The organism is Desulfomarina sp. (assembly GCF_054039375.1).
This window is the reverse complement of record NZ_JBPLBA010000073.1, coordinates 1-13,618: the sequence shown is the minus strand read 5'-3', so window position 1 is coordinate 13,618 and position 13,618 is coordinate 1. Positions and strand designations below refer to the sequence as shown.

The following is a 13,618-nucleotide window of genomic DNA, read 5'->3' as shown; positions in this document are numbered from 1 at the left end:
TCTAAAAATTGCTTTTTAAAAAAGCACCCTGTGGAATTATTTTTATTTATCAATTCACGTGTAATATTCTATCGATTTTAATAATACTTTAAAGTCGTGAATGATGCTTGTTTTCTTCTCCTGTTTTAAAAAAAATGTGCCATTGGTGGAAAGATGCGGGAAGTTTTTTCCCGTCAGAAAAACAGCAACTACGTAATTGCTCACATGTTCCACAGATTGAAGAGCATCTTGAAGGTAACTCCTTCTGCAGTTCATACTGTTGTAATTGTATAGAGAAATCAAAAAGAATATACAGTTTTTTGGGGGGAGAGTCGAGTGTCTATTTTTATTTTTAACTGAAAATCCGTGGTTGGTTTTTATCCTTCATCTTGATTATTAATGATTGCAGTAATTGATCACGGGGGTAGCGATTCTATAATTTGATTGTAATTACTCACAAGTACTCCAGCTTTTCACGGTCTCTTTTGTCCGTATAGGTAGGTAAAAGCGAACAAAAGAGCCTGTAAAAATCTGCGGCACCTGTGAGCAATTACAGCTCAGAAGGAATAAAATCACCGAGATGTTACCCCTGTGAACAAATATATTGCAGGTGGCGGGCATAAATGGCTGGACCGGTGAAATTCCTGAGGGGATGGTGCCTTAACCGATTGAGACAAAATGAAATTCACTGGATATCTTTTCTTCGGGAAATTCAAGGAGAATGGTTGTTCCTTCCGGTCCTGTTTTCTTTATAGAGATTTTACCCTGGTTTTCCTCCATGATACCATAGGCCATGCTGAGACCGAGACCGGTACCCTTGCCCACTTCTTTGGTTGTGAAGAACGGGTCAAAAACTTTGGAAATATTCTCCTCGGGAATACCGCTTCCCGTATCGGAAACTTCCAGGTAAGCTTTGCCCTTTTTTTTGTCACGATATGTCCTGAGGGTGAGAGTTCCGTGTCCCTCCATTGCATCAAAGGCATTAATAATAAGATTGATGAGCACCTGGCACAGCTGATTTTTATCAGCATTGATGAGAATCTGGTAGTCGTCCAGATCTTTGATGATCTTGACGTTCATAAACAGTTTCTGGTCACGTATGAGACGGAGACTCTCACCAACGAGGTTATTCAGGTAAAAAATATCCTTGGAGGGGCTGGTCTGCCTCGAGTAGGCAAGGAGATTCTTAACTATTTCCCGACATCTCTCCGCATCTTCAAGGACATACTTAAGGTTTTCCCCCAGAGGGTTATCCTCATCAAGTTTTTCCTGCATCAGGTTACCGTAAAGAAGGATGGAGGTGAGAGGATTGTTAATCTCATGGGCAACACCGGCTGCCAGTCTGCCGAGGGATGCCAGTTTTTCTGACTGAACGAGTTGAATCTCAGCTTCTTCCAGTTTTTTCTGGACAGCCTGTTTTTCTCTCAGGTCATTGAAAATGGCAGCTGTAGCAGCTTCACGGCCTTCCTCGTAGATTATTGCAGCTGTCATTTCAACGGGTATTTCCTCACCGTCCCTGGTTATAATATTGACCTTGGTTATGGGCAGCTTTCCCTTTTCCCCGTTTTTTTCGTCCCGCAGTTTTCTCATGATTTCGCGGGCCACCCCCGGAGGGTAGAAGTCTTCTATGTTGACATGGTTCGCACCCTCCACCGTATAGCCGAACAAATCTTCAGCGGCTTTATTCATGAGGATGATATCGCCTTTTCTGTTGGCGGCCATAATGGCACTGGCAGAACTCTGCACGACCTTGTCAATCAGTTCCCGGACGTCAATATATTTTTTTTCAAGATTTTTCACCCTGGTGATATCCCTTAGACTTTCAATGACATAAGAGACTTCTCCCCGATTGTCGAGGATGGGGGAGAAAACACGTTCCTCCCAGGTCTTGTCTCCATTTTCGTCAAGGTCACTCAGAACAATGGAAAGGGCACGCTTTTCACTGATACATTTTGCCAAGGTACATTGGGAAGAGTTGCAGGGCAGATTATCGTGATCACTTTCTCCAAAGAAGAGATGTTTACATGTATTGCCGATAAGCTGGTTTTCTTTAAGGCCGGTTTTCTGGAAAAATTTTCTGTTGGCTGCAACTATGGTTCTGTCCGGCCTGAGTATGAGAGTGGGAAAGGAAAGAGAGTCAAATACATGGGTTTTCCAGTCATCTGCCGTATCTTCTTTTTTCAGTGTGTCTGTCATATTTTCGTATTGGGGTGTTTTGCTGATGGATCCATACGGGAAATCGGCGTGTAGAGCTTTTAGTACGAGTTACGATGTCGTTGGAATGATGAATGCTTTGTTGAGGACTTCATTAGCCAGCAGGCCGAATCCTTCCCGGAAAAGCAGATAAACGGAGGTTCCGGCACAACCGGCAGTGATGATGTCAATCTGCTCCTGAATCAGTGACGAGAAAACCGCATCGGCGATACCATATCTGTCCTGGAAATGAGGGCCGTGAAGAAAAACCAGTTCCATGGATGTGAATACATCAAGAGTGCATTGTTCAACTGCTGCCCATTGCTCAATTTGAATCCTCCCAGCCTGCCAGTTTGGTTCGTCGAGTACAATATTGAGCCGCAGGAAATGCGAATCAATATAGTCCTGGGTAATGAACTCAAAATGACAGGCGGAGTCATTCAGACTAAGAAGTTTTTCCCCGATGGCCTCCATATGCTCAAGCGGAACACGAAGCTGAATTAGCACCAGACCCTGTTTCAGAGAAATACCATAAACCTTGATCTTTGATTCCCAGTATACGGCAATTGTTTCCAAAAGCGTTCCTCCAAAAAAAGATAAAAAATATAACCAGGCTATGCGGACCAAAGTTCCTGTAAAAAATCTGTAGCACGTGTTATTAATCGGGAATAATCAATAAAAATCCTGTTTATCCATGAAATTCAGTCGGCTTAGGGGTATGTCTGTTTCGGAACCAGGTTTTTACAATATTTATCGAAGGCCCGGTTCATCGGATTTCTTTCAAATGGAATTCCTGGCGAAAAGGGGCGTGATTTTTCGGGAGGATGAGTTCCATCTGCAGTTTTTCGGCAATGGAATCAAGAGCACTGAAATCAGTGTTGATGGCTATGGCGGAAATTGAACTCCCCATGGAATATATCGGATAACCGGATTGCCCGAATATTCTGACAACCAAACCGAGGAGGTTGAAGCTGTTACGATGGGGGAAAAGGGTTATTGTGCCGACGGAATGAAAAACTGTTCTCTGCTGATTTTTAAAAGATGAAAAATCTAGGATAGCCTGAACCTGACTGTAATCTTCCCTGGCAACACAGAAACTACTTTTACAGTCTCGCGATGTGGTCAACGCATGGCAGAGAAAAGTGATGTTTATCCTTCTTTCAGCAACCAGACGAAGAATCCCGTTAAAGGAGGAATCGTCCACTTCTCCTCCTGTAAAAGAGACCTGCACCAGTTCTTCGCTGAATTTAATCCCGCCAATTGCGGGTTTATTATTTGCTCCAGACAACGAAATTTCCTTTCATGCCATCATGTTATACCCGGACTTCCTTCTCAAAAGCACATTGAAACTGAAAAGTTCCTGCAGTTAATTGCCCTCTGGGTGCAAAAACCGCTGAAGGTTCCTTGTGCGGTAAAAAAAAAACTGCCGTATGGCGGATTTCCGGAGAAACAGAGTAATCGGGCAATCCGGAGTGCAGTCCGGAAGTATCCGAGAATGCTTTTCCCCCCCCCAAAAAAAACTCTTCGTAATTGTGAAAAAAGTAATGCTTAAGATATTAACCGTATGACTATGCTTATTTTTTCACAATGCCTTGATTTGGGAAAAATGCTATTCTCGGACAGCCTCCTCTGACGGGTTTTCTTAAGGTCATTTTGAAAAATAGTTTTTTCGTCCAATCTCCGGGGCCAAGGGGAAATCAAAAAACAGTCATGTGACTAATATAATGTGTTTTCTAACTTCCCTGTCCCGTGGCCTCGAACCAAACTTTAAAATTTTTCGAGGTAACCTTAAAGATTGTCTTTGACTATTTCCATCAGTTTATCCAGGTCGATGGGTTTGGTGACAAAATCATCTGCCAGGGTGGTTTTTCCGCCCATGTGTGTGTAGTTGGTGCTGGAAATTGCCTCTGTGACCGCTGTCAGAAGAACAACAATTATGTCTTTGTAATCGTCGGAGTTTTTCAGTTCATCACAGAGAGTGTAACCGTCTTTTCTCGGCATCATTACATCCAGGATGATCAAAGCGGGACGTTCTGCTTTGATTTTATCCATAGCTTCAATGCCATCATACGCTTTGGCAACACGGAAATTCTCACTCTCAAGTTTCATGGAAACCATTTCCACGAGATCGGTGTCGTCGTCTACTACCAGAATAAGTTGGCCGTCGCTCATTGACTCCTCCTTCTATCATTGTTGGATTTATAGTCCTGATACATTTTATACCTGAGGCCGGGGAAGAAGTCCTGCTCTTTCGCAGATTTCTTCAACTTTTTCTTCCCATTCGATAGCCATGATATGAAAACCGGCTACACCTTCAACTTTTTTCAACCGTTCAATGGTTTCCACACAGATGGCGATGCCCTCTTCAGCCTGTTTTTCTTTCGGTACAGCACTGATCCGGTCAACAATTTCCTGGGGAACATCCATCCCAGGAACCTTGGTAGCCATAAACCTGGCAGCTCCGGCCGATTTACAGGGAGTCACACCAGCCAGGATATAGCATTTCTTATGGAGGCCACGGGCCCGTACACCTTCCATCCATTTTTCAAACTTGTCCACATTGAAAATACACTGGGTCTGGATAAAATCAGCTCCCGCGTTTATTTTCTTTTCCAGGCGGAGTACGCGCAGTTCAAAAGGATCGGCAAACGGGTTGGCGGCAGCACCGATAAACATTTTAGGAGCACCTTTCAGGTCAGCACCACCCTGGAATTTTTCTTCGTCACGCATCTGCTTGACCATCTGAATCATCTGGATGGAGTCGATGTCGTGGACATTCATGGCCATGGGATGGTCACCAAATTTGGTGTGGTCGCCTGAGAGGCAGAGCATGGTGTCGATTCCAAGGGAATAGGCACCGATAATATCTGCCTGCATGGCGAGCCTGTTTCTATCCCTGGAGACCACCTGCAGAAGCGGATTCAATCCTTCCTGTTTGATAATTGCGGATGCAGCCAGACTGGACATGCGTACCATAGCTGTCTGATTGTCAGTCACGTTGATAGCATCAACAATACCGGCAAGATATTTGGCCTTTTCCCTCACCTTGTCAGGTTGCGCTCCACGGGGAGGGCCACACTCAGAGGTGACTGCTAGATGTCCGGCGGCTAATACTTTTTCCAATATACTTTCTGTTTTCATTCTGCCAAATCCTCTCTGATAATCTTTCTTGGACCGCTTCCTCCACCACTTCTCCAGTCTTTTGCGGGCATGATTTCAACATAGCGGTCTTCCTGACCAAGTGACTTGAGCCTGTCCCAGATCAGCTGCCATGCGCATTCGACATCTTCGCTGATCTCACATTTACCTGTGGTGGATCCACCACAGGGGCCGTTCATCAATTGTTTCGCGCATCGTGCAATGGGGCATATACCGCCGGTAATTCCAAGAACGCAGTTGCCGCAACCCTGGCATCTTTCCGCCCACACTCCCTGGCGTTCAGAGGCTCCCATGAATTTGGTGTTCAGTGCCGGGAAAACCGGTTTGTCCTTGTAGCGCATGGCAATCTGCTGTACTCCACAGCCGCAGGCCATGGACATGACAGCATCTGCGCCGTCTATCATCTGTACCAGCTCTTCAACATATTCGGGATCACACTGGCGTTCAAGGGTATGCTGCTTGATTTCGATATTGTTGCCGCTCTTGAGAAGGGCCATTTGCAGACCGGAGGCCAGCAGTCCCACTTCCTTTCTCCCGCCTGCCGCACAGACGGTAACACATTCGTTGCAACCAAGAAGAAGGATGCGCTTGAATGGCTTGATATATTCAATGAGTTCCTCTAAAGGTTTTCGTTCAGCAGTGATCATTGTGGTTCACTCTCCTTTAAAATTTAAAACCGCCAACGGTGTCGTTGCCAGTCGGTGCCGCCCGTGGATTCCGGCTGGAAGACCAGGGGCGGCAGAAGTTATCAGGCCATGGCCGTTTTTATCGGACTAGGACCAAGCTTACGGATTTTTTCTGTAATTTCAGTCGCTGTCTGGGCGAAACGATATCCCATGCCGGCCGACATTGTCACCATTTCGAGCCGTTCGCTTTCGATTCCTATTTCTTCCAGGTATTTCCTGACGTAGTCAACCCTGCGGGCTGCTTTTTCGTTGCCGTTTTTAAAATGGCAGTCACCTTCCAGACAACCCGCGACGTAGACGCCGTCAGCACCATTTTCAAAGGCCTTGACAATATGGAGCGCGTCGACTTTTCCCGAGCATGGTACCCGGATAATTTTTACATTAGCAGGATATGGAAGTCGCTGGCTTCCTGCCATGTCTGCGGCAGTATATGCGCAGTAGTGGCAGCAAAAAGCTACTATAACCGGTTCAAAATTTTCCATTATGCATTTACCTTTTCAAAAAGTTCTTCCAGCTTCGCGAGAATCCTGTCGTCCTCAAACTGCATCAATTGAATAGCCTTGGCAGGACACTCGGAGACACACATGCCGCAGCCGTGGCATTTGGCCGGATCAATTTCAGAGTAGCCATCCGCATTGATAAAAGGAACACCGAAGGGGCATTCACGGACACAGATAAGACAGGCTGCACACAGTTTTCCATCAACTCTTGCTGTTGCCGCACCAAGATTAATCGAGTCACGGGCCAGCATGGTCTGGGCTCTGGAGGCCACGGCATTCGCCTGTGAAATTGATTCCTTTATCAGTTTTGGCGAATGGGCCGTACCAGCGACAAAGAAGCCTGGAGTTGCCAGGTCCACGGGGCGAAGTTTGACATGATCCTCGAGGAAGAAACCATCAGCCGTTCTGGGCAGTTTGAAAATCATCGCCAGTTCCTCGGTGGAATCATTGTCGGCTATGAGGCCAGTGCTGAGACAGAGGGCGTCGGCTGTAACGGTGACTTCTCTCCCGAGAACAGGATCAGTGAAACTCACATTAACCTGTTTACCATCAGGACTGACTGCCGGTTTCCGATTCTCACTGTAACGAACAAAAATAACACCTTTTTCCCTGGCTTCTTTATAGTATTCCTCCTGGAAACCGTAGGTTCTCATATCACGATAGAGGACAAAAATACGTGCATCCGGGTTGATCTTAAGGATAGCCAGAGCATTTTTAACCGCAGTTTGACAGCAGACCCTGGAGCAGTTCGGATTATCAGCGGTACGGGAACCGACACACTGGATCATGACAACATTATCCCAGTTTTTGACTGTTTCCGGTTGCTCGAAAATCAGTTTCTGGGTGTCGAGTTGTGTCATGACAGCATCTGTTTCTCCCAATGAGTATTCTTTAATCGGATTGGGTATGGCGCCGGTTGCCATGATGGTGACACCGTGTTCAATCTGTCTGTAGAACATCTGGGGACCGACCTGCATACCAGTCTTGAACATCCCGGGCATGCCGGAGTGATCAACGATTATGGCACCGGTGATGACTTGAATATTCTCATGGCTTTCAACCTGTTTGATCAGATCAGCGAGAAATTTCTGTACGTCGTCGCCTTCCAGGGTTTTTTTAATCCTGGCAGCAACACCCCCAAGGTTATTTGATTTCTCGGCCAGGTAAATCTGGAATCCCTGATCGGCCAGGCGCAGGGCCGAAGTCATGCCGGTTATCCCGCCACCGACAACCAGAATATTCTTGTTGATCGGCAGGGTCTGGTCGGCGAGGGGCTGTGCCTTGATGACAGCGGAAACCGCCATTTTAATTAGATCGCCGGCCTTTGCCAGTGCTTCCTCTGGCCTGTTTCCATGAACCCAGGTGGCTTGATCTCTGATATTGGCAATTTCCAGCAGATATTTATTCAGTCCGGCCTGGGCCAGCAACTCCTGGAATTTTGCCAGATGAGTCCGGGGAGAACATCCGCCTATGACAACCCTGTTCAGTTTCTCCTCTTCAATGGACGCTTTGATCTTTTCCATTGAAATACGACTGCAGCCATGACCCTCGGCTTTTGCCACGATTACATTCGGGAGTTTTTCCGCCTGGCTGACCAGGGAGTCAACATCGATCACTCCACCAATATTTTCGCCGCAGTCGCAGATGAACACACCGACCCGAGGCTCTTCTCCAAGGACGTTTCTTTCCAGTTGCGGTTCACCTGTTTCTTCTTCTTTCTTTTCAGAGTAGCCCACATCCTGACCTGCCATACATGCAGCAGCACTGGCCTGGACCATGGTGTCCGGAATATCCTTTGGACTTTCAAATGTTCCAGCCACATAAATTCCAGGTCTGGTTGTGGCAACAGGATTGAACCCGTCCGTCACCGGGAAATTGTGCCTGTTCAGTTCAAGGCCCAGGTTTCGTGCGAGAGCACGGCTTTCTTCTGATGTCTTAAAACCGGTGGAAAGGACAACCATATCGAACTCTTCGACATTCTGTTCGGTACTGTCTTCACCGGTATAGGTTATGGTCAGTGTGTCTGAACCTTCCGGCTGGAGAATAGAATGTGGACGACTCCGCAGGAAACGAATACCGAAGTCATTTTTGGCTCTCTGGAAATAGAGTTCATAATCTTTTCCAAAAGTCCGCATGTCCATATAAAATATAGTTGTTTCAATATCTTCCTGGAAGCGTTCCTTGGTGACAATGGCTTCCTTGAGTGCGAACATGCAGCATGCGTTTGAGCAATATTCGCCGGCACCTTTCTGGATACCCCTTGAACCGATGCACTGAATCCAGGCGACTTTCTTTGGCTGTTCTCCGTTTGAGGGGCGCAGCAGTCTGCCACTCGTCGGGCCGGATGCCGAGAGAATACGTTCGTATTCGAGGCTGGTGACCACATCCGGGTAGGCATCGTAGCCAAGATAATCCAGACCACTGGGATCAAAAAGATCGGCGCCAGGGGCCAGTACCACGGAACCGCATTTAATCTCCCGGTTAATGGCCATATCGTCGGGATTGATGGCGCCGGCCGGGCAGATTTTCACCAGGGCTTCAACATCTTCACATTTTTCCAGGTCAATAGAGTAGGCCTGGGGGGTTGCCTGGGGATAGCGCATACAAGTTGGTGCCCTGTGATCCAGGCCGGGAGTAAATCGGACACATTCGGGAAAGTGTTCATGGCAGGCACCGCAGGCTGTGCATTTTTCTTCGTTAATATACCTGGGTTCTGTTCGAACCAGGGCAGTAAAGTCACCTTTTTCCCCGGTAATTGATTGAACGCTGGTCATTGACAGCAGCTCAATGAATTCCTGTCGGCCGCTTTCCGAAAGATGGGGTGCAAGGGTACAGAGGTCACAGTTATTTGTAGGGAATGTTCTGTCAAGCTGGGTCATCAGACCGCCGATCGTATAATCATTATCGACGAGAATAACGTTTTTCTCGGCCTCAGCGAGGTCAAGAGCTGTTCGAATTCCACCAAGACCTCCGCCGACGACAAGAACTTTGTCATTTTTGGATTGGAGTCTGTTTGTATTCTGCATTGTTACCTTTTCCTGTCGCTGATTAAGCAGGGTTGTCTATGAAAATCGTCTGAAAAGGTTGATTGGAATCTCTATTGCGATTTTCATGGATTTGTTATACGGCCCTTTTGGGTTTCCCATTTTCGGGGCCCCAGGCCTGTCCTCAGGGAAGCCGACAATCAGAACCCTGCATTATCCAATATTTCCGGAATTTTATGTTCCCATCCTAGAGTCTGGATGAGCACACCTTGACATTGTTCTTTCAGGGCCTGGATGGTTTCCGCCGCAATTTTAATACCTTCCAGTTCCCTGTCCGAAGATTTCCGAATACGCCTGATCAGGTCGTCAGAGATATTGCTTCCAGGTTCACTGCTGGCGATATATTGTGCAATCGCAAGGGATTTGATAAGAAAAACGGTTGTGATAACGGGTACGTTGAGCTTGCCGGTCTTTGCAACCAGATCATTTCCAGTTTCAACAGAATAAACTGCAGGGGTGACAATGAAGGTAGCTCCTGCAGCTATTTTCTTCTGAGCAGTTTCCAGGGCCCTGTCAAGGGCTTTATCGTCGGCGCAGGGTGGAAGGGTGCAGCCAATTGTGAAATCGGGGCTGCCGTCCAGTTCAAATCCGCTCATGTCCTTTCCCTGCTGGAGAGTTTTCAGGGCTTCGATGAGCTGCACCTCAGTGATATCTTCCACTGTAGCGGCATCGCTGTGGTCACTCTGGCTCATTTCTTCGCTGTCAGCCACAATGATGTTTTGATTGCCAAGGACATGTGCCGCCAGGGCGTCACCCTGAAGGGCCATTCTGTTTCGATCCCGACAATACATATGCATGACAGTTTCGAGGCCCTGCTGTTTCAGGAGAACGGCACCGGCAAGAGCACTCATGCGCATAATGCCGTTATCCATGTCCGGGATTACAACCGCGTCAACCCGCCCCTTGATTCGCGCACCATCATTGACGAGTCGCGAGATATTTACTCCTTTCGGGGTGTGCATCTCGGCCAATACAACAAATTCATTTGCAGCTAATTTTTTTTGGAAATTCATATGCTTTTGTCCCTCCAAATCAGAACATGCCAGTTAAAATTTTCCGCCTGTTGATTATTTTTCAATTTCTTAAAACAGGGATGTCTCAGGATGAAACACGTCCACATCCTTTAAATCGTCTCCCAGATATGTACGTTCATTGGGACCGAGAATTCCTAAAGAGAGACAGATGAGCGTCCAGATGTGTACTGTATTATATGATCCACCAAAATGATGGCCGATATCATGAACCTGGGCGTGGCAGTTATGGCATCCGGTGATGCAGTAGTCTGCACCCGTTGCCATGATCTGGTCAAATTTTATTTTCCCGTATGACTGGCGGGCGTCAGGAAAACCTGACTGAAGGAATCCGCCGCCGCCGCCGCAGCAGTAATTGTTCGACTTGTTCGGTGTCATTTCAATGACATTTTCTTTGCCGACAACTGATTCAATGACAAAACGCAGATCGTCAGCGACCACATCGCCTTCACCTTTTCTTATGATCTGGCAGGGGTCCTGAATGGTGAATTTGATTTTTCGGTCCTTGTTCCAATCGGAACTGACCTTGAGTCTTCCTTCACGGATCCACTTAGCGTAATACGTATAAATTGAGGCAACTTCAAACTTATGCTCAATTCCGAATTTTTTCAGTCCGGACCGGACTGAGAAGGTTATGTGTCCTCATTCCGTGTTAAGGAACACCTTGCAGCCAAGCTCATCGGCCTGTCTGGCCGATACCCGGGTGACCCTCTCCCAGCACTGGTCGTCAGCCAGGAACATGCAGTAATTCTCTGCAGCCCAGCCCTTACTGCCGTAAGTCCAGTCCACACCGGCAAGATGCAGTATTTTCCAGAGTGGAACCATTTCATCCGGTTCTGTCACCGGTTCCCTGGAGTTCTGGTTGAGAAAGAAGAAGGAATCAGGTTTGTCTATGGGGGCAACCATATCCTTGAATTCCGGCTGGGCTTCCTTGTATTCCTCAAGAACATCTTCCACTACAAAAATAAAGTCGTCCGGTGCAGTTCCCATTGCACTGTTGGACTCATTTCTCAGGGCCATATCGCAGGAGTCCCTGATACCTTTGGGGCGTTCATCCCTGGGCCATTGTGCCCTGGCATTGAATATGAGTTGGGGGATGTCGATTTTCATGGGACAGACGTAAATGCACCGCTGGCACATGGTACACATCCAGACCCATGGGGATTTGACGGCTTCTTCATCCATTCCCATGGCACACATCCGAAGAAATTTTCTCGGATCCATATTTTCAAGACCCGTTGCCGGGCATCCCGAAGCACATGCGCCGCAAGTCAGGCACAGGTTCAGGTTGCCTTCTTCCGGAAGAATCTCCTTGACCTTGTCAATAAAGGAGCTTTTCTTCTTTCCTTTGATTGTAATGGTGCTTTCAGACATTGATATTATTCCTTTGTTTCTATCCAAATTCATACCACTGACCAAGGTGATTGTCTGTTCAATGGTATCCCGATGCTGTGTTGAATGCGAACGCATTCCTGGGGTATTTCCCTCCTTCTTTTTATGGTTACCTTCAAAAAATGTCTTTTCGTCCGATCTCTACGTTGCAGGAAAATAATCGCACATGACTAATATGGTGTAGTTTTTCAATTTTCCTGTTCCTTGGCCTCGAACGAAAAATCTAATTTTTCAAGGCACTCTTATATGGAAGACGTGAAACTTCCCAACTCAACAGGTGATCATGTCGGAGCTGGGTTTTTATTTTATTACAGTGAAAAACTGTCACCGTTTCAGTTGAATCATACGATTCATCTCTTACCGAATGCAGCTTCAGTAACAGGCAATATTCAGAAAATACTATAGATTGTTGTACAACGAAGCCTTTTGGCACAATGATCTTTCTTGCCTGAAAACCCACAGCGCAGAAGGTCGTTTTGCCGCAGTCCGGTTTTCATTAACATGTTACATTTAAATGGAGTAAGCGGGTGAGTCTTTTGGTCCTGCCAGGCCTTTATCTGAAAATCCGCGACTGAGGGTTGTGCCGCCGCAGTTTGGATTTTCATAATTTTTTTGTCGCCGAGCGGTAGAGTCCGGCCATATCGGTTTATCTGAAAAAAAACTAACTCAAAAAGGGAATGCTGAATTGCGGGCGGAGAACTCCCTTTGAAAAAAGGGGTAGAATCAGATGAGTTGAAAAACGCCATATTCTCTCCGCCTTCAACGCTGATGACCTGTCTTAAACAGGTATGCAGTCAATATCAGACCTTCACATCCGTGATCAAACAGAGTTTGTTTTCTGTACGGAAAAAGAGCTGTTTTCTGTACGGTCAGATATTACGGGATAGGTTATGTGCTTAGCAGGGAGGACTTTACAATCACCAAAATTAAATGTCAATCCCTAGAGATTGCTGCAACATTTCGATGTGATGTTGTTGTGTTAGATGAATCTTTTCTGGAACAGTCCATGTTGCAAGATAAAGTTTGAATTTTAAAACAGTTGGGTGGGGTTTTTCTTGCTCTGGAAATATGAAAAATTGATGTAAAATTGTATTATCAATAATACTTGGAGGTTACGTGAAAAATTTTGAAGAGTGATTTTCGGGATATTTGTAACCACAGTGTGGTTGTGGATGGCAGTTGGCAGGCTGATGGGACACCAGGTGAGTGGCAGTATCTTTTAAGATAACCATGTTTTTATAAAAAAAACAGTTTTTCTTACTTTTGGGCAAGGAAATAAAATGATATCCTTGTGATTCATGGAAATCAGCCGGATTTGAGATACGCCTGTTTTATCAGGTGAACCTGTGGTCAAAAAATACAGGAAATCTCAATGGACAAGGAGTTTGAAGGAAAAATGTCAGTTCAGATTTCTTTAAATCAGTAAAATGAGTTTTTTTTATTTGAAAAACACCTGATAAAAGGTGCATCCCCAGGCACACAAGTGTCAGACTGAGCTTTCTGGGTAATTAGATATTTTATAAAGAGGCTGTTTATGGCAACGAAGCAATTTGATGGAGCGGTGAAATATATTCTTGATGATGAGTTGGCGAAAATCGTCAATATATCCATGGCATTGGAGATGCCACTTCTTC

At 46.2% G+C, this 13,618-nt stretch carries 10 protein-coding genes and 1 pseudogene; 1 reads left to right on the top strand and 10 read right to left on the bottom strand.

Annotation, left to right across the window (positions count from 1 at the left end; all coding sequences use genetic code 11):
- Window positions 1-639 precede the first annotated feature (639 nt).
- The 10 genes from ACXLDX_RS04130 to ACXLDX_RS04085 all read right to left on the bottom strand — a co-directional run bounded on the left by ACXLDX_RS04130 (window position 640) and on the right by ACXLDX_RS04085 (window position 11,966).
- Window positions 640-2,175 carry a PAS domain S-box protein gene (locus ACXLDX_RS04130; protein WP_457575926.1) on the bottom strand — a complete coding sequence of 512 codons (1,536 nt, stop codon included), beginning with the start codon at window positions 2,173-2,175 and terminating at the stop codon, window positions 640-642.
- 69 nt (window positions 2,176-2,244) lie between these two features.
- The gene (locus tag ACXLDX_RS04125; protein ID WP_457575925.1) at window positions 2,245-2,748 is read right to left on the bottom strand and encodes a hypothetical protein; all 504 of its coding nucleotides are present in this window, start codon (window positions 2,746-2,748) and stop codon (window positions 2,245-2,247) included.
- A 190-nt stretch (window positions 2,749-2,938) separates the two neighbouring features.
- A complete protein-coding gene (locus ACXLDX_RS04120) occupies window positions 2,939-3,460 on the bottom strand; it encodes a hypothetical protein (RefSeq protein ID WP_457575924.1) in 522 nt (173 codons plus the stop codon).
- Between the two features lie 500 nt (window positions 3,461-3,960).
- Window positions 3,961-4,344, bottom strand: coding sequence for a response regulator (locus tag ACXLDX_RS04115; protein ID WP_457575923.1), 384 nt, complete (start codon window positions 4,342-4,344; stop codon window positions 3,961-3,963).
- A gap of 45 nt (window positions 4,345-4,389) precedes the next feature.
- Window positions 4,390-5,313 (bottom strand): methylenetetrahydrofolate reductase, encoded by a 924-nt coding sequence (locus ACXLDX_RS04110; protein WP_457575922.1) that lies wholly within the window; start codon window positions 5,311-5,313, stop codon window positions 4,390-4,392.
- Window positions 5,310-5,978, bottom strand: coding sequence for a methylenetetrahydrofolate reductase C-terminal domain-containing protein (locus ACXLDX_RS04105; RefSeq protein WP_228856369.1), 669 nt, complete (start codon window positions 5,976-5,978; stop codon window positions 5,310-5,312). The genes ACXLDX_RS04110 and ACXLDX_RS04105 overlap by 4 nt, the downstream gene beginning before the upstream one ends.
- A 101-nt stretch (window positions 5,979-6,079) precedes the next feature.
- Window positions 6,080-6,499 carry a hydrogenase iron-sulfur subunit gene (locus ACXLDX_RS04100; protein ID WP_457575921.1) on the bottom strand — a complete coding sequence of 140 codons (420 nt, stop codon included), beginning with the start codon at window positions 6,497-6,499 and terminating at the stop codon, window positions 6,080-6,082.
- Window positions 6,499-9,543 carry an FAD-dependent oxidoreductase gene (locus tag ACXLDX_RS04095; RefSeq protein WP_457575920.1) on the bottom strand — a complete coding sequence of 1,015 codons (3,045 nt, stop codon included), beginning with the start codon at window positions 9,541-9,543 and terminating at the stop codon, window positions 6,499-6,501. The genes ACXLDX_RS04100 and ACXLDX_RS04095 overlap by 1 nt, the downstream gene beginning before the upstream one ends.
- A gap of 158 nt (window positions 9,544-9,701) precedes the next feature.
- Window positions 9,702-10,574, bottom strand: coding sequence for a methylenetetrahydrofolate reductase (locus tag ACXLDX_RS04090; protein WP_457575919.1), 873 nt, complete (start codon window positions 10,572-10,574; stop codon window positions 9,702-9,704).
- Between the two features lie 69 nt (window positions 10,575-10,643).
- Window positions 10,644-11,966, bottom strand: a complete 1,323-nt coding sequence (locus tag ACXLDX_RS04085) for a (Fe-S)-binding protein (protein ID WP_457575918.1) — start codon at window positions 11,964-11,966, stop codon at window positions 10,644-10,646.
- A 1,552-nt stretch (window positions 11,967-13,518) separates the two neighbouring features.
- Between ACXLDX_RS04085 and ACXLDX_RS04080 the strand changes: the two are divergent.
- A pseudogene (locus ACXLDX_RS04080) lies at window positions 13,519-13,618 on the top strand (AAA family ATPase); the annotation flags it as partial.

What these genes read in the sequence shown, in the direction of transcription:
- ACXLDX_RS04130 (WP_457575926.1), bottom strand. Translation starts at nt 2,175, where the DNA reads ATGACAGACACACTGAAAAAAGAAGATACGGCAGATGACTGGAAAACC.
- ACXLDX_RS04115 (WP_457575923.1), bottom strand. Translation starts at nt 4,344, where the DNA reads ATGAGCGACGGCCAACTTATTCTGGTAGTAGACGACGACACCGATCTC.
- ACXLDX_RS04110 (WP_457575922.1), bottom strand. Translation starts at nt 5,313, where the DNA reads ATGAAAACAGAAAGTATATTGGAAAAAGTATTAGCCGCCGGACATCTA.
- ACXLDX_RS04105 (WP_228856369.1), bottom strand. Translation starts at nt 5,978, where the DNA reads ATGATCACTGCTGAACGAAAACCTTTAGAGGAACTCATTGAATATATC.
- ACXLDX_RS04100 (WP_457575921.1), bottom strand. Translation starts at nt 6,499, where the DNA reads ATGGAAAATTTTGAACCGGTTATAGTAGCTTTTTGCTGCCACTACTGC.
- ACXLDX_RS04095 (WP_457575920.1), bottom strand. Translation starts at nt 9,543, where the DNA reads ATGCAGAATACAAACAGACTCCAATCCAAAAATGACAAAGTTCTTGTC.
- ACXLDX_RS04090 (WP_457575919.1), bottom strand. Translation starts at nt 10,574, where the DNA reads ATGAATTTCCAAAAAAAATTAGCTGCAAATGAATTTGTTGTATTGGCC.